This is a genomic window from Vibrio sp. VPAP30, assembly GCF_001188205.1.
Lineage (GTDB): Bacteria > Pseudomonadota > Gammaproteobacteria > Enterobacterales > Vibrionaceae > Vibrio > Vibrio bivalvicida.
In genome coordinates this window covers 61,363-85,580 of record NZ_LBLS01000016.1, presented here as the reverse complement: position 1 = coordinate 85,580, position 24,218 = coordinate 61,363, and the positions used below count along the sequence as shown (strand labels likewise).

The 24,218-nt window shown below is 44.1% G+C and carries 23 protein-coding genes and 1 riboswitch; of the genes, 5 read left to right on the top strand and 18 right to left on the bottom strand.

Annotated elements, in window-relative coordinates; translation table 11 throughout:
* Window positions 1-7: 7 nt before the first annotated feature.
* The 6 genes from ZX61_RS04570 to apbC form a co-directional block, all read right to left on the bottom strand.
* A complete protein-coding gene (locus tag ZX61_RS04570; protein WP_049843531.1) occupies window positions 8-1,372 on the bottom strand; it encodes a protein adenylyltransferase SelO family protein in 1,365 nt (454 codons plus the stop codon).
* Window positions 1,362-1,862 (bottom strand): toxin-activating lysine-acyltransferase, encoded by a 501-nt coding sequence (locus tag ZX61_RS04565; RefSeq protein WP_049843530.1) that lies wholly within the window; start codon window positions 1,860-1,862, stop codon window positions 1,362-1,364. The genes ZX61_RS04570 and ZX61_RS04565 overlap by 11 nt, the downstream gene beginning before the upstream one ends.
* A gap of 331 nt (window positions 1,863-2,193) precedes the next feature.
* On the bottom strand, window positions 2,194-2,985 hold the full coding sequence (locus ZX61_RS04560) for a hypothetical protein (RefSeq protein WP_049843529.1): 792 nt from the start codon (window positions 2,983-2,985) through the stop codon (window positions 2,194-2,196).
* A 167-nt stretch (window positions 2,986-3,152) separates the two neighbouring features.
* Window positions 3,153-5,315, bottom strand: a complete 2,163-nt coding sequence (locus ZX61_RS04555) for an AsmA family protein (protein WP_049843528.1) — start codon at window positions 5,313-5,315, stop codon at window positions 3,153-3,155.
* A 156-nt stretch (window positions 5,316-5,471) separates the two neighbouring features.
* Window positions 5,472-6,113, bottom strand: coding sequence for a uridine kinase (gene udk, locus ZX61_RS04550; protein WP_049843527.1), 642 nt, complete (start codon window positions 6,111-6,113; stop codon window positions 5,472-5,474).
* A 248-nt stretch (window positions 6,114-6,361) separates the two neighbouring features.
* The gene (gene apbC, locus ZX61_RS04545) at window positions 6,362-7,435 is read right to left on the bottom strand and encodes an iron-sulfur cluster carrier protein ApbC (protein ID WP_049843526.1); all 1,074 of its coding nucleotides are present in this window, start codon (window positions 7,433-7,435) and stop codon (window positions 6,362-6,364) included.
* Between the two features lie 157 nt (window positions 7,436-7,592).
* Here apbC and metG point away from each other — a divergent pair, with 157 nt between their 5' ends.
* The 3 genes from metG to ZX61_RS04530 all read left to right on the top strand — a co-directional run bounded on the left by metG (window position 7,593) and on the right by ZX61_RS04530 (window position 11,586).
* Window positions 7,593-9,653 (top strand): methionine--tRNA ligase, encoded by a 2,061-nt coding sequence (gene metG, locus ZX61_RS04540; RefSeq protein ID WP_049843525.1) that lies wholly within the window; start codon window positions 7,593-7,595, stop codon window positions 9,651-9,653.
* A 201-nt stretch (window positions 9,654-9,854) separates the two neighbouring features.
* Window positions 9,855-10,667, top strand: a complete 813-nt coding sequence (locus ZX61_RS04535) for a hypothetical protein (RefSeq protein ID WP_049843524.1) — start codon at window positions 9,855-9,857, stop codon at window positions 10,665-10,667.
* Between the two features lie 145 nt (window positions 10,668-10,812).
* Window positions 10,813-11,586, top strand: a complete 774-nt coding sequence (locus ZX61_RS04530) for a substrate-binding periplasmic protein (RefSeq protein ID WP_049843523.1) — start codon at window positions 10,813-10,815, stop codon at window positions 11,584-11,586.
* A 55-nt stretch (window positions 11,587-11,641) separates the two neighbouring features.
* On the opposite strand, the gene udp is transcribed toward ZX61_RS04530, so the two are convergent.
* From udp to nrtS, 5 genes are all read right to left on the bottom strand, one after another.
* On the bottom strand, window positions 11,642-12,400 hold the full coding sequence (gene udp, locus ZX61_RS04525) for a uridine phosphorylase (RefSeq protein WP_049843522.1): 759 nt from the start codon (window positions 12,398-12,400) through the stop codon (window positions 11,642-11,644).
* Between the two features lie 259 nt (window positions 12,401-12,659).
* A complete protein-coding gene (locus ZX61_RS04520; protein ID WP_049843521.1) occupies window positions 12,660-14,960 on the bottom strand; it encodes a zinc/cadmium/mercury/lead-transporting ATPase in 2,301 nt (766 codons plus the stop codon).
* A gap of 57 nt (window positions 14,961-15,017) precedes the next feature.
* Window positions 15,018-16,484: an MATE family efflux transporter gene (locus tag ZX61_RS04515; RefSeq protein WP_049843520.1), complete on the bottom strand. Its 1,467-nt coding sequence runs from the start codon at window positions 16,482-16,484 to the stop codon at window positions 15,018-15,020.
* Between the two features lie 84 nt (window positions 16,485-16,568).
* Window positions 16,569-16,985, bottom strand: coding sequence for a CBS domain-containing protein (locus ZX61_RS04510; protein ID WP_049843519.1), 417 nt, complete (start codon window positions 16,983-16,985; stop codon window positions 16,569-16,571).
* A 133-nt stretch (window positions 16,986-17,118) separates the two neighbouring features.
* Window positions 17,119-17,316 carry a nitrate/nitrite transporter NrtS gene (gene nrtS, locus ZX61_RS04505; protein WP_049843518.1) on the bottom strand — a complete coding sequence of 66 codons (198 nt, stop codon included), beginning with the start codon at window positions 17,314-17,316 and terminating at the stop codon, window positions 17,119-17,121.
* Between the two features lie 83 nt (window positions 17,317-17,399).
* Between nrtS and ZX61_RS04500 the strand changes: the two genes are divergently transcribed.
* Complete coding sequence (locus ZX61_RS04500) at window positions 17,400-18,377, top strand: sensor domain-containing diguanylate cyclase (protein WP_049843517.1); 978 nt, start codon at window positions 17,400-17,402, stop codon at window positions 18,375-18,377.
* A 26-nt stretch (window positions 18,378-18,403) separates the two neighbouring features.
* Here the strand turns inward: ZX61_RS04500 and moaE are convergent, their stop codons facing one another.
* From moaE to moaA, 5 genes are all read right to left on the bottom strand, one after another.
* Window positions 18,404-18,865: a molybdopterin synthase catalytic subunit MoaE gene (gene moaE / locus ZX61_RS04495; protein ID WP_049843516.1), complete on the bottom strand. Its 462-nt coding sequence runs from the start codon at window positions 18,863-18,865 to the stop codon at window positions 18,404-18,406.
* 2 nt (window positions 18,866-18,867) lie between these two features.
* Window positions 18,868-19,113, bottom strand: a complete 246-nt coding sequence (gene moaD, locus ZX61_RS04490) for a molybdopterin synthase sulfur carrier subunit (RefSeq protein WP_049843515.1) — start codon at window positions 19,111-19,113, stop codon at window positions 18,868-18,870.
* Window positions 19,110-19,589, bottom strand: a complete 480-nt coding sequence (gene moaC / locus ZX61_RS04485) for a cyclic pyranopterin monophosphate synthase MoaC (protein ID WP_049843514.1) — start codon at window positions 19,587-19,589, stop codon at window positions 19,110-19,112. Before moaC ends, moaD begins: the two co-directional genes overlap by 4 nt.
* 15 nt (window positions 19,590-19,604) lie before the next feature.
* Entirely contained in the window at window positions 19,605-20,117 is a 513-nt protein-coding gene (moaB, locus tag ZX61_RS04480) for a molybdenum cofactor biosynthesis protein B (RefSeq protein WP_049843513.1), read from the bottom strand.
* 77 nt (window positions 20,118-20,194) lie between these two features.
* Window positions 20,195-21,184: a GTP 3',8-cyclase MoaA gene (gene moaA / locus ZX61_RS04475; protein WP_049843512.1), complete on the bottom strand. Its 990-nt coding sequence runs from the start codon at window positions 21,182-21,184 to the stop codon at window positions 20,195-20,197.
* Window positions 21,173-21,308, bottom strand: a riboswitch (molybdenum cofactor riboswitch). Its footprint overlaps the gene before it by 12 nt.
* A 168-nt stretch (window positions 21,309-21,476) precedes the next feature.
* On the opposite strand from moaA, the gene ZX61_RS04470 reads away from it, so the two are divergent.
* Window positions 21,477-22,364 (top strand): YvcK family protein, encoded by an 888-nt coding sequence (locus tag ZX61_RS04470; protein ID WP_049843511.1) that lies wholly within the window; start codon window positions 21,477-21,479, stop codon window positions 22,362-22,364.
* Here ZX61_RS04470 and luxU read toward each other — a convergent pair.
* On the bottom strand, window positions 22,350-22,691 hold the full coding sequence (gene luxU / locus ZX61_RS04465) for a quorum-sensing phosphorelay protein LuxU (protein ID WP_049843510.1): 342 nt from the start codon (window positions 22,689-22,691) through the stop codon (window positions 22,350-22,352). The genes ZX61_RS04470 and luxU overlap by 15 nt on opposite strands.
* On the bottom strand, window positions 22,691-24,085 hold the full coding sequence (luxO, locus tag ZX61_RS04460; RefSeq protein WP_049843509.1) for a quorum-sensing sigma-54 dependent transcriptional regulator LuxO: 1,395 nt from the start codon (window positions 24,083-24,085) through the stop codon (window positions 22,691-22,693). Before luxO ends, luxU begins: the two co-directional genes overlap by 1 nt.
* Window positions 24,086-24,218 lie beyond the last annotated feature (133 nt).

The following is a 24,218-nucleotide window of genomic DNA, read 5'->3' as shown; positions in this document are numbered from 1 at the left end:
ATCTCACTTATGTTAAATAACTATTAATAAGCTGACCAACAGATCGATAGTCGTACTTTGTATTCAAGTGCCCTTGAAGCATGGTAAAGGATGAATACTTGGCCTGTCGCAAGGGGAATCCAATATAATTAACGTCAAAACCAAGTTTCTTTGCTTCAATTAGAATATTCTGACGAAACTCTTGATCATTAAAGCGAGTAACAGCCCTACGCTCATCGCTTTTAAGCCGCTCTTTTAAAAGGCTAGCTTGATGTAAATTCGAATCTGAATGGTCCTTAATTCCCAACTCTATCAACAAGAACTTATTCTCATATTCATCAAGCAATTTCGTAAATTCTGACGGATACTCTCTTATGCGACCTTTGCTCAATTCGCCTTCCGAGTAATGATTAAGAGTGTTAACGAAGTTAACCAACCAGGATTCTATGAGTTCATGGTCATCCCATACGGCACCAACACCATTTGCTAGTACATAGTTACCGAAATCTGGCACGGCTGTTATGGTGCCAAAGTCCAAAAACCGACCATCAATCGATATGTTCGAACTCGTTAAGGAACCATGTGGAATTCCTTTCACTCTCGACGCAGCAATCTGGCAAGCAAGGCGATCTATCAAGTGGTTGAGAACATCACCTAGCAGAGCATCTGTAGCTTCAGCCAGCAGAAATTTAGATAAATACGGCACTGCCTTTCTTACGCGGTTAGCATCATTGTCACGTAAAAAACTGTAGTTCTCTTCTGGCCAGAAAAAGGTACATCGCTCAAAATGTGCCGGACGCACGGAGACTTCCCTGATTGCTAAGGCACAGTGTTTTTTCGGAGCATTCTCTACATATCCAAAGTCTTGCTTAGTATTGGTTTTTATTATTGCCAATGTGCGAACTGCTCCGTGGGGTAAATGCTTATTACAGATCTCTCCCCATATCGCCTCACTTATAGCTTCATCAATGAAAAGCTTGCCGTGAGAATGACTATCTGACATGTTTTGCGCGACAAGTGGGTTGCGGCCAATACCTTTTATTTGAAATTTGCCGTTTAAACCACACCTAGCACTACCACCATTGCAAACTTCATGTTTAGACCCATATTGGTCAGCGAAAAACTGTTTTTTATCGTGGATATGAATACGCTTTCTTTCCGCATATCCCTTTGAAACGTAAGAAAAATTATTTATTAGCTCGCTAACAATTTCTTCATCACTTCCACTAACATTGTAATTAGAGAGTAACTCTTTATTAAACCAAACAACTTCAGTGTCCTTGAGTTTGTATGCATCAAAGGCGACAAATGATTCAGCGGGTAACTGGGTTCCTATAAACGGAGTATTGTTAGAATCAACGACTTGATGAGTTTTAATATTCTTAACATCCATATAGCCCCCGTTTATTAGTTCTAACAACATTTCCTTGGCTATCTCGAATACAGATATTGACGTCTTTGAAAGAAAGATTTGTAGAGGAAGTAAAGTGTTTATATATAGCTTTTATTTGGCTCAGGTTATTTTTCTGAGCGTACCAATCTACCACGATCAAATTTCGTCCTTCGTTCCAATGCATAGGTTTTAATGAGAAACGAGGCTCCGTCATGAAAGACAACAATGTGGAATCATCTACCCATCCCCACAGTACGTATCCCGTGTATTCAATATCACTCGATAACTTCAAAAATCTATATTGCCTATGAAGAACCGCAGGTTTGACCCAATGTATGAAAGATGCGAGATTAATTGTTTGACGCGACTTACTTTTGGACATCGTTTCAACAAATTGACCTAGCTCATGCGTCACTTCTGCTTTGGATAGAGGTCTATATGGTTGCCCTGTTATCTGGCTGTTGTAGAGCGAAACTGAATTGCCTTTCATCACAACCTTCTGATTTTGTGATATTTTCTGTTGGCAATTAAGTTACCTACCGTTTTGGAGTAAGAAAACAATCGAAGTTGGCACCTTCGGACGATCTCTTTGAAATATGCGTACAACAAATATATCAATTGCAGTAATCACTATCACGACTCGCAAATAGAATTACTTTTTTGTAATTGTGATATTTTGTCCAGCTTAAGTAGTTAAAGCTTTAACCGACTAATGTACTGTCCTATACAATTGGCAATGACTATGTACATGTTGAAAAGGTGTTGATTGGTAACCTGCTTTTAGCCACTAGAGACTCACTGTTCTAGTGGCTGCACCTATACTACTGGCCTATGATTTTGATGTTTTGTTGATGAGGATACTTTCCATCTGGCCACATATGAGTCGAATAGTGATAGTCCTTGGATTCCATTATTGCAACAACCCCTGGTAGCTTCTCCGTTAACTCTTCTCTTGTCTTGAGGCTCAGTTCATCCGAGAACAGATCTGCTTTTGAACCTAAGTAGCTTGCTGTAGTTAAGTAGAAGAATTCAATGGTTTTGCATGCACTATCGCAGGTTGGATCATCGTATTGATAGTATCCCAGCTCATCAGCGACCTTCCATTGCTGGTATAGTGCACTATTCACTCTCTTTTGATCACTGAATAACTTCGGGTACAAGGATTGCCACCCAGCGTTAACTATGAGGTGGTGAATTTCCTCTTGAGAAGCATCACGTTGGTTGCTTGGGTTGGTTTCATCTGCTGACAGATCCTGGCCAACTCTACTCTCAATATCCATCTCATCGAAAGCACCATCACTAAATCCACTCTTACTCATCACTAATACCGCTTGATTACGGCGCAGGTGGTCAAGCAAAGCGGGCTCATCAATGACACCATCTTGATCATTATCTAACCATTGTGCGGTAACATTGGCGGCATAGGCCAGTTTTTGTCCAGGCACTTTATAGGTCGCACATAGTGTCACAGCATCGAACACCTCCGCTTTATGAGTAAAAAAGTTCGCAGGACAACCATCTACATGCGCAGATGTCACATCAAACTCATCCGCATTCGCGCCATTTGCCACCACTGAGGTAATGACTAGTGATGTGTAGATAAATGCTTTCATGATCCCTCCTTTGTTGAGAGTAAACATTATCAATAGCGCAAAGCATTGACTGTATGAATATGTCGTAAGTTTGTCCAAGTAGGACTGACAGAGAAAAAATAGAGGTGGAAAAAACGCGCCATAGTTGGCGCGTTTGAAGCTTTATTGGATAGACGACTGAAAAGACGCTAGTTAAACAGCCCTTTGATTAAACTATTAACGGCTTCTTTTGTCTTTTCATCTTTGATTTTTTCACCAAGTTTCTCATCGAGCTTCTTCAATCCACGGTCGATCTCTTTCTCGGCTTTTTGCTTAAGTACATCATCAAAGATGAGTTTGAACTTAGGTTCAGCCCAAGTGCCTGAAATATTGATTGGGATGGTGACATCTTTCAGTTCATCAATATCTTTGCCACCCTGACCTTTCAGCGAACCAACAACAGAAGTACTCACTGTGAAGTCGACCGTTTCATTGATGTAGTTGGCGCTGCCGTTGCCACGGATGCGAAGCAGTGGCGACTGCATAGTAAGATCATTGGTAGACACATTGCCTTTGTTTAACTTTAAGGTTGCTTTCATCGCGCTAAAGTCCGTTTTCTGAACTTCGCCTTGCGACTCTACTTTTTGGCCCTTAATCTTGGAATAGTTCTCACGAATTAACTGAGCGACGTTAATACCGTTAACAGCACCATCTTCAAAGTTGATAACGACCGTACCGACTAGATTCTTCTTGATACCAGTTGGCGTTAAACTGCTACCCTTAACGTCGACATCAATATTGCCCGTACCTTCAAGCATATCGTTGTTTGCTACATCAATAAGCAACGGCTGTACTTGTACCCCTTTGATACGTTTCTTCGCTGTGTAGCTTGCTGGCGACTTGCGCGCATCTAAACGAGCCGTAGCACTAATAGAACCTTGATATAGGTTTGAGGTAAATGACGTTAGCTCAGCCACACCTCGGTTAACCGAAAAGCTCGCCTTTACGTTCTGCATTTTGGCATTGTTGGCTTTGAACTTATCGATTGTAATGTTGCCTTTGACATCCAAAGTTTTCAGCGCCGAGAGATCGGGTTCGACTTCTTGAGCCGGTTTCTGTGGTGAAGTTTGAACAGGCTTTTGCTCTGGAACGTCAGGCGCTGGTGTAGTTTCTGATGGTGCTTGTACCGATTCGGCCTTGCCAAGTCCTAAAAACTCGTCCAAGTCAATATTCGGACTATGCAAAGCAAAGCGCACTTTCGGGATATCACCTAAGGTCACGTCTGCTTTACCGTCAAACGCCAGAGCATTTGCTGTTAGTTTTTCGAGTATAAAACTTAAATGGTTCTTGGTCAGATCAAACGACAAATCGGATGCCATATCTACCTTCATAGGCGACTGAGGCAGTGAGTCTCCTTTGAACGTGGCGTCTAGCACCATTTGCTTCATTAGCACTTTGCTGATTGCCTGATCTACTTGCAATGAAGCCGAACCTTTCATATCGATATCTAGACCAGCCGCATTACCCACCACGGCATAAGTCAACGCATTGGTTTTATCAAACTCAAACGTTTCTAGGCCAATTTTGGCGCTCTCAATTTTTGTCGCAGGGTCGCTAAAGGTTGCATCAAGGTTGATGTTACGTAGTGCGTACTCTTTAAAGCCTTTTGCAAGCTTAAACTCAGCATCACCCTTGGCAGTGAATTTCTGCTGATTCGCTTCGCCTTTAGCAGCAAAGTCCGCTTTAGTCCAAGTATCGACAGCAAACTGAGACAGATTCAAAGAAACGTCATACAGCTTAGTAAATGAACCTGCTTGTTTATCTTGAATTTCAACCGACGCATTAGAGATAGTCACGCCTGCTAAATTAATCGTCCAAGCCGATGCGCTGTCACTTGCTTGAGATGCTTCTTCAACTGCAGGTTGCGAGCTAATTTCTGTAGCTGCTGGCGCGCTTGTTGACTCTACTTGAGCATTTTGTGCTTGAGTTAAAGCATCAATATTCTTCGTACCGTCAGCGAGCGTCTCTAGCGAAAAAGCGGCGCCATCAAGGGTGATGTTGCCAATTTCAAGCTGTTGGCTAAACAGAGGCATAACAGATACATCGACACCAACAGTATCCACCTTGAACATGTTAAGCTGTTCAAAGCCTTTCGGGTTACGTAGCTCAGTTTGACCTAGTTCGAAACCAATCGATGGGAAAAATTGCCAACTAATATCACCATCGATGACAAGATCGAGACCAGTATGGGTTTTCGCCTGTTCAACGATAAGTGGTTTAAATTGGTTTGGGTTAACTAAAGTTACCAGTGCAATTAAAGCACCGAGAATAACAACCACTGGGATTGCTATGATTAGGAACAGTTTCTTCATCAGCATTATCCTTACTTGGTGAGCACGCCTCTTATGACAAAGGTCAGCTCCAAGTATAAATGATCGGGTAAATATTTATGGCGACCATAAAAAGAAAGTGGCACTAAAAGTGCCACTTATCTCATAAAAAATAAAGTCTTAAGTGTCTATTCAACGTTAAGCTTTCAAAAGTTTTGCAATATGAGCTTTTAATACGTCGATGGCGATACGGTTTTTACCACCACGTGGGACAATAATGTCTGCGTATTGCTTCGAAGGCTCGATAAACTGCATGAACATCGGACGAACCGTTTCTTGGTACTGTTTTAATACAGAATCCATAGTACGGCCGCGTTCTTCAACGTCACGCTTAACACGACGAAGCAGACAGATATCAAGTGGCGTGTCCATAAATACGGTCGCATGCATTAAATCACGCAGACGTGGGTCTGTAAGCAGCAAAATACCTTCAAGAATAATAACTTTCTTAGGCGTCATTGAAGTCGTATTGTCAGTACGGGTGTGTTCTGTGTAGCTGTACTCAGGTACTTCTACCGCTTGTCCCTTAACTAACTGCTCTAGATGTTCGCACAATAGATCATGGTCTAGCGCGCTTGGGTGGTCATAGTTGGTTTTTACACGCTCATCCATACTAAGATGGCCTTGATCGTTGTAGTAGCAATCTTCCGTAATCACACCAATTTGATGATCGCCCACTTTTTCACGTAGTTCATTGTAAATAGTGCTCGCGATTAAACTTTTTCCAGAAGCAGACGCGCCAGCAATACCTACGATGACGCATTGATTATTATCAGACATTATTCTTGCACCCGATGATTTAGATTGGTGTCATATGCTAATACTAGCAGTGCCCTCCGAAGTGAGCCCTGAGCATTAGTATAAATTTAGATAAACCGCCTGATTATAGGGAGTTCAGTCATCGGTTGCCAGTCGCGATTGCCTTGAATTACTTAAATGGAATAAAAGATTTCAGCGCAATCGATTACACAGAATAAAAATTAAAAAGAGCGCTCATTAGGCGCTCTAATTGCAATGCATTTAGATGGTTAATCCACCATGGTAAACATAATGGAATCGGGTTTGGTTTTCCCCCGCCAATACAATCTCGAGCTCACCGCCTCAGCTAGGGCAAGATACTGCTGTGCATGGTCTGATTCTGGTCTCGCAGCAACCGTTGGCATACCTTTATCGATATCTTCACGCATCTGAATATGTAACGGAACTTGAGCCAGAAGATCTAGACCATATTCACTGGCCATTTTCTCTGCGCCACCCGCACCAAAGATATGCTCTTTTTCACCACAATGACTACAGATGTGATAGCTCATGTTTTCTACGAGGCCAATCACAGGAACATCAACCTTGTTAAACATTGCCGCTCCTTTACGAGCATCAGCTAAAGCAAGGTCTTGGGGAGTTGTCACTATCACCGCTCCGGTTACCGGAACTTGCTGAGCTAACGTCAACTGGATATCCCCTGTGCCCGGCGGCATATCGATAACCAGATAATCCAGCTCAGGCCACTCAGTTTCATTCAAAAGTTGAGCTAGCGCCTTAGCTGCCATAGGCCCACGCCAAATTGCCGCTTCATCTTTCGACACTAGGTAACCAATTGAGTGGGTGAATATCCCATGAGCTGCTATGGGTTGCATCCACTTATTGTCGCGAACTTCTGGTTGGGCGTTGGTTTTGCCAAGCATTAGCGGCACTGAAGGACCATAAATGTCGGCATCCAAAAGCCCGACTTTGGCTCCAGACTTTGCCAAAGCCAAGGCAAGGTTTACGGACGTGGTCGACTTACCGACTCCGCCTTTTGCTGAAGTTACCGCAATGACGTTCTTAACCCCTTTCACCGATGCGGGAACATGGGTTTCCAGAGACTTCGGCGCTACAACGATGTTATACGAGAATGAACCAACCTCACGTTTGTCTTGTGCAGCTCTCATCCAATCAGACAAATCCTGAGTTAATATATTGGCTGCAAAAGGAATTTCAATTGTAAACCGATTGGCTTCAACTGAAACGACGTTCGCCGTAGACGCCCAACCAGGGGCGAGGCTTGGATGCTCAAATTGATTCAACCAATCACAGAAATCTTGCTTTGAAGTGAACTGACGCATAGGTCCTCCTTATGTCTCTAATCGTAACACTCCACCAGCCTAGACTGAACCCTGAAAAAACTAGGGGGATACAGTCGTTGAAGCCTTGGAGTCACTGGTGGGATAAGGTAGTATTAGCGTCTATTTTTCTATACTCCTTAAGAAGCGAATATTAAGTATGGCAAACGATCCACGCAAATTACTGGTAACTTGTGCCCTTCCGTACGCTAACGGTTCGATTCACCTAGGCCACATGCTTGAGCACATTCAAGCAGACATCTGGGTTCGATACCAACGCCTACGTGGCAACACTGTAAACTTCATCTGTGCTGACGATGCTCACGGCACGCCAATCATGCTAAAAGCACAACAGATGGGTATTACACCAGAAGAGATGATCGCTGCAGTAAGTGAAGAGCACCAAAAAGACTTCGCTGGCTTCGATATTAGCTTTGATAACTACCACAGCACACACTCTGAAGAGAACCGTGAGCTGGCTTCACACATCTACCTTGAGCTTAAGAAAAATGGCTTCATTTCTAGCCGTACGATTTCTCAGCTGTTTGACCCTAAAAAAGAGATGTTCCTACCGGATCGTTTCGTAAAAGGTACCTGTCCTAAGTGTAAATCAGAAGACCAGTACGGAGACAACTGTGACAACTGTGGTGAAACGTACAGCCCAACTGAACTGATCGATCCTAAATCAGCAGTTTCTGGCGCGACACCAGTAATGAAAGACTCTGAGCACTTCTTCTTCGACCTGCCTCAGTTTGAAAGCATGCTACAAGAGTGGACTCGCTCTGGCTCACTTCAGTCTGAAACTGCAAACAAGATGCAAGAGTGGTTTGAGTCAGGTCTTCAACAGTGGGATATCTCTCGTGATGCACCTTACTTCGGCTTCGAGATCCCAGGTGAAAAAGACAAGTTCTTCTACGTATGGCTAGATGCACCAGTTGGCTACATGGCTTCATTCAAAAACCTATGTAACAAAACTGAAGACCTAGACTTCGATGAGTATTGGAAGAAAGACAGCACAACAGAACTTTACCACTTCATCGGTAAAGACATTGTCTACTTCCACTCGCTATTCTGGCCTGCGATGCTTGAAGGCTCTGGTTTCCGTAAGCCAAACAACGTATTCGTACACGGCTACGTAACGGTAAACGGCGCGAAGATGTCTAAGTCGAAAGGCACATTCATCAAGGCAGCGACTTACCTAGATCACCTAGATCCAGAGTGTCTGCGTTACTACTACGCAGCGAAACTAAACAGCCGTATCGATGATCTAGACCTTAACCTTGAAGACTTCACTCAGCGAGTAAATGCTGACGTGGTAAACAAGATTGTTAACCTAGCATCTCGTAACGCTGGCTTCATCACTAAGCGTTTTGAAGGCAAGCTATCGGCTAACTTCGCTGAACCAGAGCTATATAACGAGTTCGCTGCTGCCGCCGATCGTATTGCAGAGCTTTTTGAGACTCGTGAATTTGGTCGTGCAATTCGTGAAATCACAGCACTAGCAGACAAAGCGAACCAATACGTTGATGAGAAAGCACCGTGGGTTGTTGCGAAAGAAGAAGGTAAAGACCAAGAGCTACAAGCTATCTGCTCTGTTGGTATCAACCTATTCCGCGTTCTGATGACTTACCTGAAACCAGTAATGCCAGAGCTTGCTGCGCGTACTGAAGCATTCTTAAACGAAGAGCTAACTTGGGAAGGTGTTGCAGCGCCACTAACTGATCACGAGATCACTAAGTTCAAAGCACTGTTCAACCGCATCGATCCTAAGAAGGTTGAAGCGATGATTGAAGCTTCTAAAGAAGATGCCGCAGCAGAAGTTGCAGCAAAAGAGAAAGCAGAAGCTGAAAAGAACAAAGCAAGCCAAACTGAGCTAGACAAAGAACCAATCGCAGAAGAGATTGAATTTGACGCTTTCTCTGCAGTCGATATGCGCATCGCACGTATTATTTCTTGTGAAGAAGTGCCAAAAGCAAACAAGCTGCTTAAGTTCCAACTAGACATCGGCGGTGAAACTCGTCAGGTATTCTCTGGCATTAAGTCAGCGTACAAACCTGAAGAGCTCGAAGGCAAGCTAACGGTAATGGTAGCTAACCTAAAGCCTCGTAAGATGAAGTTTGGTATGTCTGAAGGCATGATCCTAGCTGCTGGCCCTGGTGGCAGTGACCTATGGATTCTTGAGCCTCACGAAGGCGCACAACCTGGTATGCGTGTAATGTAAATAACACCACTTTAATCGAAAGCCCTGCTCTAATCAGCAGGGCTTTTTTGTGTCCTTATTCACACTTTCAGTGCTTTCTTGCACCAATTGAGTTCAAACATCTTCCAATAAAAATTATAACTATATGAATTATAAGTAAAATAACTTTGGCACCAAACCTGCTCTACCACTTTATAGGTAAACCACAACAAGGAGTTGGTTATGTTCGTGCTGTTTTCACTGATTATTTCATTTGTCGTGCTTGTAACCTTATTCTACTTTTCGAAAAAACGTCATTCAGGCTTAGAACGTAAATTCGAGCTTTTAATTCTGCTACGCCAGTTACTGTTACTAAGTCGTCAACATAGAGCAATCACCCATCAGGCGTTGACCAGTCACCACTTTGACATCCACCAAAGTCAGTTAGAAGAAAATTACGATGCCATGATGGAGCGATCAAACCAGCTGATCGCCAATGCTCAATTCGAGAACAAACCCATGTACCGTATTCTTCAGTTAAAACTGAAAACACTTCATAAAGAATGGGATCAGAGAACCGTTGCTCGCAATCAGGTCATTCACGGAAAAACCATCAGACACTGTATGTTTCTTATGGATGAAATAGCGATTGCTTGGTTAATTGAGTCGGGACGAGAAGACATCAGTGATGAGTACCATATGAACTGGCAGCAAGTATTAGACAGTATGGAGGTACTCACCCAACTAAGAATTTCGATTCAGGATCTAAATCATCCAAACGGTATGCTGAGAGTGAAATACTATTGTGACAAAGCCAGACGTAAGTTGAACCAACTGTCACTAATCAGCCCTCTGTCAGTCGCTTCTCCAATAAGTTCGAAAGCTATGCATGCTCTCACTGAAATCAATGCTAGTGATAAGATTCAAATGGAAAGCGAAGAGCTCTACCAGCTCACGACTGATATCTCGCTGATTGTTTCTCAAGTATATGACCAAATGCTATCAGATATGACCGAAAATCTGTATCAGCCTTTACCAAAAGTTGCCTACAGCTAACTTCTAAGGCTTGGGTGCAATGCTCCACGACACCCTAGCCTTATCTTATCACTCTAACAAGTAATAGAAATCTCATTAATCGCGCACATCACTCATCTGCCATCTAAACTTGTAATTGAACATATTCTTGTTTTTAGGAATAGAGATGAAAAAAATAGCCGTAGCGCTGTGCTGCGTACTTGTCGGGCTCTCAGCCAACGCGGACACCAAGACGGTTAGATTTGCGATAGGAGAATGGGCTCCGTATACAAGCTCGTCCAATAATCCCAGAGAAAAAATCTCTGAACGAATAGTAATTCGTGCATACGAAAGCCAAGGTTATGAAGTCATACTTAGTTACTACCCTTGGTCTCGCTCGCTTAGATTGGCAAAACAAGGCACCTATGACGGAACCTTCCCATGGATGTTTAACAGTGAGAGAAAACAGAGTTTTTATTTCTCAGACGCCATGTTTACTCAAAAAGTCGTTTTCTTTTCTCATGGGGATGCGAGTTTCAGTTGGAAAAAACTGAATGACTTGAAGAACTTTCACATTGGCGCAACGCAAGATTATCAAGCCACAAATCTACTGTTAAACGCAGGCCTCAAACCAACCATTGAAAACACAGAGGAAAGCAATTTTGAGAAACTAGCTAAACACCGCATCGATGCCTATCCTACTGGGCTGATTCGTGGAAAATACCTTATTGACAAGTACTTATCAAAGGAAGAAGCGAGAGTAATTCGTATTGGTGATAAACCCCTAGTTGAAGATAGTATGTACATCATGTTCACTCAGAAAGACATGCAACGTAGTAGCACACTCAGTGAAGTTTTTTCTAAAGGTTTAAAAGTGCTAATTGAAAGTGGAGAGTACCAAGCCATTGTTTTTGACAGTAACCGAATAAATTCTCCAGATAAAAAAGATATCCCCCAATAAAAATAATAAAGCTCCGAAAATACGGAGCTTTAAAAGGACAGTTCACTAAATAGCTTTAAAGCATTTTACGAGCAGCTTCTACTACCACTTTGATAGAGCGCGCTTCTGTTTCTTTTAGCGTAGAGTGGTCCGGAATCTCTTTCTGTGTACGGTTGATGATAACACCAGCAACACAGCCTGCTTTAAGGCCTGAGCTAGCACACATAGTCAGAAGCGTTGCAGATTCCATTTCAAAATTAAGAACGCCCATGTCTTGCCACTCTTGCATTGAGCCTTGGAAGCGCTTAACCACACGACCAGAGAAAGTATCGTAACGTTCTTGACCTGGGTAGAAAGTATCACTTGAGGCCGTTACACCCATATGAACAGCTGCACCAGACTCTTCTACCGCGGCTTTCATCGCCGTAGCAACTTCAAAATCTGCTACTGCTGGGAACTCCATAGGAGCAAAGTGTAAGCTTGCACCATCTAAACGAACAGAACCTGTAGATACAATCATATCACCCACATTTACGTGTGGCTGAATCGCACCTGTTGTACCAACACGTAGGAAAGTACGAACGCCAAGCTGAGCTAACTCTTCTACTGCAATTGATGTTGAAGGGCCGCCAATACCTGTAGAACAAACAACAACTGGTTGGCCGTCTAGTTCAGCACGGTAAAGCGTGTATTCACGATGACTTGCTAGGAAAACTGGGTTTTCCATTTCTTCGGCAATCTTTTGTACACGTGCTGGGTCACCAGGAATGATCGCTAGTGTTGCACCAGCCAGATCAGATTCAGTAACGCCAAGGTGGAATACAGCTTGAGACATAGGGGGCTCCTTATTGTGGCGCAGTTGGGTTATACATTAATTAACCGATGCGCTCTATAAAACTTATTGGGTACAAGACATACTCTAGCGAACTCCTGCGAGCATTATAGTGATCATCTTCACAACACCATTCGCAACAAACAAGGCCATTGCACATAAAAACGGTTTACATCACACTTATAAGCAATATCAAATTATCAGTTGCATAAAAAATAGCCCCTACATCAACAATGCAGGGGCTATATACCGCTTGAGTTATTTAATCTTGCTTAGACTTAAATTTTAGCAACCTTAATGCATTAAGAGTCACAATAGCAGTCGCCCCGCTGTCTGCTAAAACAGCCACCCATAAACCCGTAATACCGAGTAGGCTTGTCACTAAGAAAACGCTTTTCAAGCCAAGTGCTAGAGCGATGTTCTGACGAATGTTATTGAGTGTGGCACGAGATAACTCAATCATGCCAGCTAACTCAATTAAACGGTTGTGCGTTATCGCTGCATCAGCGGTTTCCAACGCGACATCTGTACCACCGCCCATCGCAATACCTATGCTAGACGCTTTCATCGCCGGAGCATCATTGATACCATCACCGACCATAGCAACATTACCGCTAGCTGAAAGCTGTTCGACATATGTCACTTTATCTTGCGGAAGTAGACTCGCCTTGTAGTCGATACCAATCATTGAACTGATAGCCAAAGCACTACGTGGATTATCTCCAGTTAGCATAATCGAGTGAATACCTAACTCATTAAGCGCTTTCACCGCCTTTGCAGAGTCGTCACGCAGGGTATCTTGCCACGCGATCACCCCCATGATGTTACGTTTTGCTTCGATAGCAACAACAACGGTCTTACCCTGCCCTTCCAGCAGCTCAATCATCTCAACCAGCGAATCAGGTAAAGCAAAGCCAACCTTACTAGGTGCACTCACTTGATATTCATTGCCAGACACGACCCCACGAACGCCGCTTCCAACTAAAGCTTGCTTGTCATCAGCCTCTGCAATATCTAGCTTAAGTTTTTTCGCTTTATTCACCAAAGATACCGCCAGTGGGTGGCTAGAGCCCACTTCAATAGCCGCTATCTTTTCCAATAGAGAATGCTCAGTCCAACCTTCCAAGGCAACGACATCTGTGACTTCCGGTTTTCCTTTAGTTAAGGTGCCCGTTTTATCAAACGCGATAGTTTCGACTCGACCTAACTGCTCTAACGCCGCGCCCCCTTTGATCAGGGCTCCTCGACGAGCGGCGGCGGCTAACCCAGAAGTAATCGCGGCAGGCGTCGAAATAACCAAAGCACAAGGGCATGCGATAAGCAGCAAAGCCAGTCCACGGTAGATCCACGTTTCCCAAGGTTGAGCAAACAATAGCGGTGGCGTGACAATCACCATTAACGAAACCAGCATCATTAGCGGTGTGTACCAACGGCTAAACTTATCAAGGAACCGTTCTAGTGGCGCTTTACGAGATTCGGCTTCTTCGATCAAATGGAGAATTCGATCTATCGCGTTCTCGCCCTGCTTTGAAGTGATGGTTAATCTAACGACTTTATCGACAGCAACTGCACCTGCAATCACAGATTCACCTTGGTAGCGTTCAACAGGAATGGATTCACCTGTGAGGGCGCTTTCATCAAAGCTCGCTACGTCGCCAATAAGTTTACCGTCAGCGGGTAGTCGAGAGCCAGGAGAGACTTCTATTTCATCACCAGGCTGCAACTCTCTAGCGGAAACATTGACGCGTTCACCATCGACAATTTTCGTCGCATTCTCCGGGACCAATTCCATTAGTGCCTGAACACCACTACGAGCGCGAGAAGCCGCAAAAGCCTCAAGTCGTTCTCCGATCAAAAACAGCAATAGCACCATTGCGGCTTCGATGGTCTCTCCTAAGTAAAGTGCTCCGAGCGCAGCAACGCTCATGAGAGTTTCTATCGCAAAAGGCGTTCCAGAGCGAGCGAGACTGATCGCCTTTTTCGCGATTGGGTATAAGCCTGCTAAACAGGTAAGGATAAACATCCACTCACTGATGTAAGGAAGTGTTGGCTTGATCGCTGCCGCCACAGCCATCGCCAAAGCAATGGCAATAATCTGAGCGTTTTGTTGTAGAACAGATTTCCAACCCGATGACACAGGCTTAGGAGTATTTGAATTTGGACTGGCAAAGGTAAAACCGGTATCTAAAATCGATTGTTCAACGAGCTGGGCAACGCGGGTATTATCTGAGGTGATAATCAGCTTTTCGGTAGCAAACAGAACTTTGGCTTCCACAACGCCATCGACTCGATTAACGGCGGTTTCTACTTTACGCGCGCAGGATGGGCAATCCATCCCTTGAATTTTCCAGCTGTGGGTATAACGCGAAGCAGAACTGGGCTCGCCCTCTTCGTCAGATGGGTCAGCCCCGCTATTACAACTGTCCGAGCTACAGCAGCTCGATTCTGTACTCGTTACACCTGCCATCTTGATGGTTGAGATTTGTGGGCTAGCACAAGAACCAGATTGGGAAGGATTAGCCGCGAGTTTTTCTGAGCGGCAAGCTTGATGTTTAGTGCACATATGTTTATCTCCATTCACTGTACACTATTAGTGTAAACCTTGGAGCCTACTCCAAGGTCAAACTTTTTCTGCGCTTTCTTGCGAAATTTCTGTCGTTGACGCCACATCATTAATTAAAACCGCGTCATGAGTACAGAATGGTTGGCTATTGACACTAGTAATTGAAGGATCTGACACCTCGTGAGTGACACAGGTTGATCGCATCAAATCAGAGATGTGTTTACGCAATACAACAATTGCAATGACGCCGAATACCACAGTACCTATCGCCTGACCATAAAGGACGCCCAGCGGGCCAAACCAAAGCGCCCCTAAATGAACAAATGGCAAAGTTCCTAACGTCGCCTTACCCAGATTAAGTGCCGTTGAATATAGAGGCTTACCTAAGTTATTGAACGACGTATTGGCTACAAACTGCGCGCCATTAAAAATAAAGCTCACTGCAACATAGGTACAAAATGTAGCAACGATAATTTCTGCGTCACCGTCAAGGCTAAACATATGAATAATTAAGTCTTGAGCAAAGTAGAGAATGATACAAACTGAGATGGTGTAAAGTGTGGTGACGATTAAAGAGTTATTAAGCGTCTCTTTTACACGATCCATACGCTCCGCGCCGTAGTTCTGTCCAATAATAGGCCCAACAGCCCCAGACAGAGCAAAAATAACCGCAAAACAGACTGGTATGAGTCGGCCGATAACCGCAAAGCCCGCCACATAGTTTTCACCAAATTGGGCAATTGCAGAAGTAACGATCGCATTACCGATTGGCGTGGCTATATTGGTGATGATCGCCGGAATAGCAATCGCGACAATAATTTTTAGATTACTTAACCAAACCCTATAGTTAAATTTCGCCGCCAGTTTATGGACACGAATAAGTGGGTAGATTGAGAAAAATAGCACAGTAAAGCGAGCAAATACCGAAGCTAGTGCCGCGCCTTCAACATTCCAACCAAAACCGAAGATAAAAATCGGATCTAGAATTGCGTTCACTAATCCACCCGCTAATGTAGCCCACATTGAACGTTTAGCATCCCCCGCGGCACGCAAACCCGCCCCCGCAGCCATTGCCACTGCAATAACCGGCCCACTAGGCAAAATGATCCTTAGATAGGCTTCAGCTCGCTCTGCCGCTACGCCATGAGCGCCAATTGCCTGCAATAGTTCAGGAATGTAAGCGAACATTACCGCTGCGACAATCACACTGATCGTCACTGCGGTACACAAAATACTGGTACTTAGTTCGCGAGCATATTGCCGCTTATTTGCGCCAATCGCCTTTGAAACTAACGCTCCCATAGCAATAGAAGTACCAATAGAGATAGACGTTGAGAAAAAAACTAAAGTCCCAGCAAAACCGACCGCAGCAGCCAACTCAACCTGCCCCAGCATACTGATAAACAGCATATCGACAAGATCGACCACAAACAATGCCATAAGGCCAACCGACCCTGCTCCCGACATCACCAAAATATGTCGCATGGTTGATCCTTCAACAAATTTGGCACTTTGATCGGGCATTTTGCTCTCCTTTCAGTATTGCTCAACAACAAAAAATAAGAGGCGCGATTTTCGCACCTCTTATTTATCTAGCGAATTAGTATGTTACACCGGATGCTTAAAGCAATCTTCGATGTTCTTGCCAATAGCACGTAATACATCTCGTCGGGTAATAATACCGACAAGCTTGCCCCCATCAATCACAGGGTAAACTTTTGGCCGTCCGACTTTCATCATATCGGCAAGTTCGATAATCGAAGTATCAGATGTGACTGATAGTACTTCTGGATGCATACAATCAGCCACGGTATGACTGTCTTGGCAGTAGTAACTCACTTTAATAAGAGTATCAAGCAAGTCTTGTCCTGAAAGAAAGCCTATCACTTCCTTTCTTTCGTTGATCACCGGACCACCAAGGTATCTAGAGTTCATCACTTTATCTAAAGCCGCGCTTAGTGACATCTCTGGCGCAAAGGTTACGGCTTGCAATGTCATATAGTCTTTTACTTTCAACGATTCCATTTATGTCTCCTTAACGTGCAAGCTTCGCTGCATATACTGTAATTGTTGCCTAATTTCTTGATTTTACTAAATGGAAAACAACAATTTTTACAATAGGTGCTGGCTATCACGTTTCATAAACTCCGTGCTAGTCTCAGTGCGCTTGCGTATCGCGGTGAGCCAGCCAGGTACTAAATAGTGAAACACAAAATGGTACACAATAGGTCAAACAAGCCTTTAGCCAGTTAAATGGGTGCTCTGCAAAAATCGCATCGTACTGGTTAATGATATTGAGTAAGGTCCCTACCACCAAAGCAATGAGGACGGCTCTTTTAATTATGATATAAGTCATCTTTCACCCTTTCGTGACATGCGTTCCAAGATTAAATGTCTAAACTGTAAATAGTTGCATCAATCAATATATGGGGGCATGACATGAATTCTACTTTTTCAGCCAAGATTGCTAGTAACCCAGATATGATGCATGAAGTTCTTGAGTCACTGCCAGAGCCGACATTTCTGATCGATAAATCAGGAACTTATGTCGAAGCTTGGGGAGGTAGAGACAAGAAACGTCATCATGACCCCACTGCGGTTGTTGGTCTCAATCAATATCAAGTACTTCCAGCTGACAAAGCTATTTGGTTTAGCCAAGTGATTGTTGATGTCATTGAAAGCCAAACTGCTTCTGAGCTTGAATACAGTTTAGACCCAAAAGATTTACGCTGCTTTGATGGTATTGAAGGGCCTCAGCAAGTTCAGCACTTTAGCGCTCTTGTAATTCCCTTACCTAATACATCGTTGGTGCTATGGACAGTAAGAAACATCACCGAATACAAAAGAGCACTAGATAGACTCGCCCATCAGCAGATTGAACTCGAGCGCTTGACCTATATTGACCACCTAAGTCAAATGTATAACCGTTACGCATTAGATGCGCTTTTACCTGAAGCGATTGAATTGGCGAAATTGAAACTGATTGGTTCAGCAGTGTTGATGATAGACGTTGACTGCTTCAAACAGTACAACGACAGTCTTGGTCACCAACAAGGCGATAAAGCACTCAAAACACTCAGCAGCATAATTCATAATTGGGCGAAAAATGACGACCTCTGTTTCCGCTATGGTGGGGATGAGTTTTTGGTATTTATACCTAACGTAATTGAATCTGAAAGTATTGAACGTGCCAAGCAGCTCCAAGAAATGGTGAATAAACTTGCCATCCCTCACCCTTCATCTTCAGTCGGTGAACAGTTCTCGATTACCATTGGTATACGTCACTGTCATATCGTCCCACAAGATATGAATGCTGAAAGGTTTATCGCTATTGCCGATAAAGCATTGTTTTATGCCAAAGGACGTCAACGCGGCTCTATACATCAATTGACTGACAATGAAAAAAGCTCCTGTTGATAGGAGCTTCAAGTTTTAAATTGCAATTAGGGATTACGCTGCCAACGCTCCGCAGCCTTGGCATCAGAGTCTCTGGAGTCAACCCATCTAGTTGACTCTGTTGTTCGCTCTTTCTTCCAGAACGGTGCCTTGGTTTTTAAGTAGTCCATGACAAATTCGCACGCTTCAAAGGCCGCGCCACGGTGAGCGCTTGAAACGCCAACAAAGACAATCTGGTCGCCGATATCTAAATCTCCGACACGGTGTATCACGCGAATATTGAGAACTGGCCAACGCTGCTGCGCTTCATCACAGATTTCGCCAAGCGCTTTATCTGTCATTCCAGGGTAGTGCTCAAGTGACAACCCCGTCACGTTATCGCCCAAGTTCATATCACGCACCTTACCGGTAAAAGTGACAACTGCGCCCGCAGAAGTACCCTGCGCTAAAGCCTGATATTCATAACCTACGGAAAAGTCCTCAAACTGAACAGAAACTCGACTATCCATAATTACCCTCCCGTTACCGGAGGGAAAAATGCCACTTCATCACCAGATTGAATAGAATACTCAAACGGTACAATTGACTGATTAACGGCGGCAAGTAGTTTACCTGGCTCTAGCGCGAGATCCCACTTACCGTCTTGCTGTACTAGGTAGGTACGCACTTCTTCAACAGTCGCAAATTCACCCTCGAGCTGTAGTTCATCAATGCCTACCAATTCACGAGTTTGTGCAAAAAACAGTACTTTAATCATGACTCCACCTTAAAGTGACCTGACTTGCCACCCGTTTTTTCTAGCAGCCGGACTTGGCCGATCACCATATCTTTCTGCACAGCTTTACACATATCATAGATAGTCAGTGCAGCGACAGAAGCCGCTGTCAATGCTTCCATTTCAACTCCTGTCTTACCCGCAAGCTTACAAACTGATTCAATACGGACCATGCTCTCAGCTTCAATCGCTTCTAGCTGCACTTCAACTTTGGATAGCAACAAGGGGTGACAAAGCGGAATTAAGTCCCAAGTTTTCTTCGCTGCTTGAATACCTGCAATACGCGCCGTTGCGAACACATCACCTTTGTGATGTGAGCCAGAAACAATCAATTTTAGAGTTTCTGGAGTCATATGAACAAAGGCTTCAGCGCGCGCTTCGCGTACCGTTTCTGCTTTGGCAGATACGTCTACCATGTTTGCTTCACCGGAAGCATTGATATGAGTGAATTCGCTCATTATCGGCTCCTACTCTTAGACTGCTAGGTGAGGCATAAAGTTACATGGGCGGTGACTTGCGTCTAGCTGCTGCTTAATGATCTTTGTCCAGCCCGTGCGACAAGCGCCTGTAGATCCCGGCATTGCGAAAATCACAGTATGGTTAGCAAAACCAGCAATAGCACGAGATTGGATCGTTGATGTGCCGATCTCTTCATAAGAAACCATACGAAATAGCTCGCCAAAACCTTCAACTTCTTTATCGAATAAAGGTTTAAGGGCCTCAGGTGTGCTATCACGAGAAGTAAAACCTGTTCCGCCAGTAATCATTACCGCTTGAACATTTTCGTCAGCAATCCACTGAGAGACAATAGCGCGAATCTTGTACATATCATCGATAACTATTTTTTTGTCGACGATGTTATGACCTGCTTCTTCTGCATTATCAACTAAGTAGCCACCTGAAGTGTCGTTCTCTTCAGTGCGTGTATCAGAAACGGTTAGTACTGCGATATTTGCTGGTTGGAATTTGCTTTCTGCGTGACCCATTTGTTCACCTTTAGTTTTGTCAAAGTCAGCTCATGCTTATCGAATGCACAAGCATGAAGTTTGATTAAGGATGTCTATCAGCCGCCGATGGATGCCAAGTGAGGAGTCATACCCGAGTTTCCATCATGAAGGAAGTGGCTGACCGACTTGGTTTGCAGCTGTTGTTGAATTCGTTCGATAAGTGCTAGCTCTTGAGCATCTTGTTGAAGCAAATCACGTAACTCAACGCCATGGTCACCAAACAGACATAAGTGAAGCTTACCCGTTGCAGAAACACGCAGTCGGTTGCAGCTTTCACAAAAGTCTTTCTCATAAGGCATGATCAAGCCGATCTCACCTTGGTAATCAGGATGGACAAAGACCTGAGCAGGACCATCATTGTTATCACGCACTTTCAGTAACCAGCCATTGGCAATCAATTGATTGCGAATAGCCACTCCAGAGACGTGGTGACGTTGAAACAGCTCATCCATTTCACCGGTTTGCATCAATTCGATGAATCGTAATTGAATCGGGCGATCTTTGATCCAATTTAGAAAGGCTGGTAATTCGTGCGCATTTAGGTCTTTCATCAATACAACATTGACCTTGACCTGTTCATAGCCCACTTCAAATGCGCGATCAATACCCGCCATGACCTGAGTATATTTGTTTTCACCAGTAATTTGATGGAACATGCGTGGGTCGAGACTATCAACACTGACGTTGATGTGAGTTAGCCCTGCCTCTTTCCATTCTGCGACTTGCTTCTCCATTCGATAACCGTTGGTTGTCGTCGCAACTTTACGAATACCTTGGGTTGAAGCCACCGTATGGATGATTTCGGTAAAATCTTTACGCAAACTTGGCTCACCGCCAGTAATGCGTACTTTAGAGGTGCCACAATCAGCAAACGCTCTAACAACGCGTTTGATCTCTGGCAATGCTAAAAAAGACGAGTTTTTCTGCCCAGAAGGCTTATAGCCATCAGGCAAACAATATGTGCATTTGAAGTTACAGACATCTGTAACGGAAAGTCGCAAATAATAAAACTTGCGATGGAATCTATCTTCGAATTGTTGCGCCACGGAACACCTTTCCAAACACGGGAGGCATAATCATTTCCAAGTATGCCCTTGTGACAACATGTCACTGGCTCAACAGGCTTATCCCACTGGACTTAGCTTATAGAGCTCGGAGTTATGGCAACTACCTAACGATTTTGGTAGTAGCTGACAAATAAAATACTTAATAATTGTGTGTGATTCTACCCTCAAAGCGAAAAAATCGTGCTTGGAGCCCAAATTACCTAATATTGAGTATTGGTTATTAATGCAATAATCTAAATTGTAGTTGGTTATGAATAAAAAGAAGCTCAGCATGACAATTTACGCTAGCAAAAAAGTGGTCGCGGTCGGTGGAGGCCATGGCCTTGGACGTATGCTTGCAGCATTGAAAGATTTTGGCTCAAACGCAACAGGTATTGTTGCTACAACAGATAACGGTGGCTCTACAGGACGCATTCGCAACTGCCAAGGTGGCATCGCTTGGGGCGATACGCGCAACTGTATCAATCAGCTCATCACTGACCCATCCATTAGCTCGATGATGTTTGAATATCGGTTTAAAGGCGCCGGAGAACTCGATGGACACAACCTCGGCAACTTGATGCTTACCGCCCTTGATAACCTCTCGGTTCGACCTCTTGACGCAACAAACCTGATCCGCAATATGCTGAAAGTTGATGTCAATATCATCCCGATGTCAGAACACCCGTCAGACTTAAAGGCACTGGCTCCAGACGGACGCTGGGTTACGGGTGAGACCAATGTCGATGAAATGCCCGAAAAGTTGATTCGATTGGATCTCGAACCAGAGGTCCCTGCGACCAAGGAAGGGGTCATCGCGATTGAAGAAGCCGATGCCATTGTTCTTGGTCCAGGTAGTTTTCTTACCAGTATTATGCCACCGCTCTTGCTGCCAGAAGTAGGCAGAGCGATAGCCAATAACCGCACCGCGAAACTCGTTTTTGTCGAGAACCTTTCACCTGAGTTTGGACCTGCAGGGCAAATGACGTTACAAGAAAAATTAGAATGGTGTGAACGCTCTTGCCAAGGGCGAAAGATCGATGTGGTTCTGGGAGAAGCTCCCCACCCTGAGTTAGACGGTTGGAACTGTGTTACGACGCCGCTGGCCTCACCCAATCGTGACTGGCGTCATGATCGGGCAAAGCTACAACAAGCTATCGAGTGGTTACTGATCAAATAATTGTTGGTATCTCTGTTGGGTTTCGCCCAGTAGAGATAACATTTGTTGCTTGTTACTCTCGGAGTCGAGTGCAACACCCAACTTCGCACATGAATCCACCTCAACCGAATAAGCGCGCAGTGCCTCAGCACCAAAACTTGCGGCACTGCTTTTTAGCGCGTGACTGATCTCTTTTAAATACTGCTCTTGCTCAGCACCGTCTATTTGAGAAAGCTTGTTGATATACATTTGCAGCTCACCTAAAAATATCTCGAGCAACACCGGAACATTTTCTTCTCCGATTTCACTGGCAAGCCTGTCGATTTTGCTTTGATCTAGTATATCCACTATTGCACTTCCTTCGCATTCCAAGCTTGCAGCTTTCTATATATTGTAGATGGGCTAACGTCTAAATAGCCTGCTGCTTTCGGTATATTGCCATCACAGGCCTTAATGGCTTGTTCAATCGCATTCTTCTCTGTCAGCCACAGGGGGAAAATATCTTGTACTGTGACAGTTTCACTCTGCGGTCGTGCCACTCGAATTTCATTTTTTGAAGGTTGATTAAGTGGTGGTGGCAACATCGCTAAGTCAATCTCACGGCCGTTATTCAATACCACCACATTCCGCAAAACGTTTTGAAGTTGACGCACATTACCCGGCCACTCATAGCGCGAGAAACGCTCAACAACCTCTGGTGCTAAGCGAATAAAATCTTTACCTTCTTCCTTAGACATAAAACCTAATAATGAGTAGGCAATCTCAATAATATCATCACCTCGATCTCTTAAAGGTGGTAGGTGAAGCGGGATTACATACAAACGATAGTACAGATCTTCTCTAAAGCGCCCTTGTTCAACTTCTTTCCAAGGATCCTTATTGGTCGCACAAACAAATCGCACATCGACATTCTTCATTTTCGATGAGCCAACTTTTTGAAAAGTACCAGTCTGAATAAAGCGTAACAGTTTGGTTTGCAAATCCAGATCCATTTCACACAATTCATCTAAGAAAAGTGTACCTCCATCGGCCAATTCAGCGGCACCCTGCCGATCGGTAGCGGCTCCAGTAAAGGCCCCTTTAACGTGGCCAAACAGCTCACTCTCAATCAAATCTTTTGGAATCGCAGCACAGTTAATGGCAATAAAAGGTTTGTCACCACGTTTACTTGTGGCATGAATGGCTTCCGCACAGACCTCTTTACCCGTGCCACTTTCTCCGGTGATAAAGATACTCGCTTTACTCGTCGCTGCAGAGTCAATGGTTCTATAAACCGCTTGCATCGTTTGGCTACTACCGATAAAACCTTGATAGCCCTGACTTCCTGAATTACCTCCGTCGTTTTTCAGCTTGTTCGCTTTGCGTAAGGCGTTATTAACCGTTACACGAAGTCGGTCAGCTTCACAGGGTTTAATAAGAAAATCTTGCGCACCATGGCGCATCGCTTCAACGGCGGTATCAATCGAGCCATGTGCCGTCATAAAGATGACAGGGACGTCAGGGTTCTTTTCTTTGACCGCGTGCAATACGTCCATACCTGTCATATCAGGTAGACGCAGATCAAGCAGGATTAGATCAGGCGTTCTGAAATTGAGACTATCAATTGCATCACGGCCCGTACCGACGATATTGATATCAATTTGTAGAGGTGTCAGATAAGAACGATACAACGCCGCAACAGAAGCAGTATCTTCTACCATCAACAAATACTTTGAGTTTTTTGCTTGTGTATTATATTGCATAACCTAGCCAAGGCATTCTTCGCATTTATATAAATAGTCGCATTGCGCTTTGCATTATGCAATTTAAAAGACAAAAAACTCCTGAATATGGTGATGAAGTACGCATTTTACCAGCAATATAATTTGGCACGCT

Excerpts from the sequence above, each read along its gene's own strand:
- ZX61_RS04570 (WP_049843531.1), bottom strand. The coding sequence starts at position 1,372 with ATGGATGTTAAGAATATTAAAACTCATCAAGTCGTTGATTCTAACAAT.
- ZX61_RS04565 (WP_049843530.1), bottom strand. The coding sequence starts at position 1,862 with ATGAAAGGCAATTCAGTTTCGCTCTACAACAGCCAGATAACAGGGCAA.
- ZX61_RS04560 (WP_049843529.1), bottom strand. The coding sequence starts at position 2,985 with ATGAAAGCATTTATCTACACATCACTAGTCATTACCTCAGTGGTGGCA.
- ZX61_RS04555 (WP_049843528.1), bottom strand. The coding sequence starts at position 5,315 with ATGAAGAAACTGTTCCTAATCATAGCAATCCCAGTGGTTGTTATTCTC.
- udk (WP_049843527.1), bottom strand. The coding sequence starts at position 6,113 with ATGTCTGATAATAATCAATGCGTCATCGTAGGTATTGCTGGCGCGTCT.
- apbC (WP_049843526.1), bottom strand. The coding sequence starts at position 7,435 with ATGCGTCAGTTCACTTCAAAGCAAGATTTCTGTGATTGGTTGAATCAA.
- metG (WP_049843525.1), top strand. The coding sequence starts at position 7,593 with ATGGCAAACGATCCACGCAAATTACTGGTAACTTGTGCCCTTCCGTAC.
- ZX61_RS04535 (WP_049843524.1), top strand. The coding sequence starts at position 9,855 with ATGTTCGTGCTGTTTTCACTGATTATTTCATTTGTCGTGCTTGTAACC.
- ZX61_RS04530 (WP_049843523.1), top strand. The coding sequence starts at position 10,813 with ATGAAAAAAATAGCCGTAGCGCTGTGCTGCGTACTTGTCGGGCTCTCA.
- udp (WP_049843522.1), bottom strand. The coding sequence starts at position 12,400 with ATGTCTCAAGCTGTATTCCACCTTGGCGTTACTGAATCTGATCTGGCT.
- ZX61_RS04520 (WP_049843521.1), bottom strand. The coding sequence starts at position 14,960 with ATGTGCACTAAACATCAAGCTTGCCGCTCAGAAAAACTCGCGGCTAAT.
- ZX61_RS04515 (WP_049843520.1), bottom strand. The coding sequence starts at position 16,484 with ATGCCCGATCAAAGTGCCAAATTTGTTGAAGGATCAACCATGCGACAT.
- ZX61_RS04510 (WP_049843519.1), bottom strand. The coding sequence starts at position 16,985 with ATGGAATCGTTGAAAGTAAAAGACTATATGACATTGCAAGCCGTAACC.
- nrtS (WP_049843518.1), bottom strand. The coding sequence starts at position 17,316 with ATGACTTATATCATAATTAAAAGAGCCGTCCTCATTGCTTTGGTGGTA.
- ZX61_RS04500 (WP_049843517.1), top strand. The coding sequence starts at position 17,400 with ATGAATTCTACTTTTTCAGCCAAGATTGCTAGTAACCCAGATATGATG.
- moaE (WP_049843516.1), bottom strand. The coding sequence starts at position 18,865 with ATGGATAGTCGAGTTTCTGTTCAGTTTGAGGACTTTTCCGTAGGTTAT.
- moaD (WP_049843515.1), bottom strand. The coding sequence starts at position 19,113 with ATGATTAAAGTACTGTTTTTTGCACAAACTCGTGAATTGGTAGGCATT.
- moaC (WP_049843514.1), bottom strand. The coding sequence starts at position 19,589 with ATGAGCGAATTCACTCATATCAATGCTTCCGGTGAAGCAAACATGGTA.
- moaB (WP_049843513.1), bottom strand. The coding sequence starts at position 20,117 with ATGGGTCACGCAGAAAGCAAATTCCAACCAGCAAATATCGCAGTACTA.
- ZX61_RS04470 (WP_049843511.1), top strand. The coding sequence starts at position 21,477 with ATGACAATTTACGCTAGCAAAAAAGTGGTCGCGGTCGGTGGAGGCCAT.
- luxO (WP_049843509.1), bottom strand. The coding sequence starts at position 24,085 with ATGCAATATAATACACAAGCAAAAAACTCAAAGTATTTGTTGATGGTA.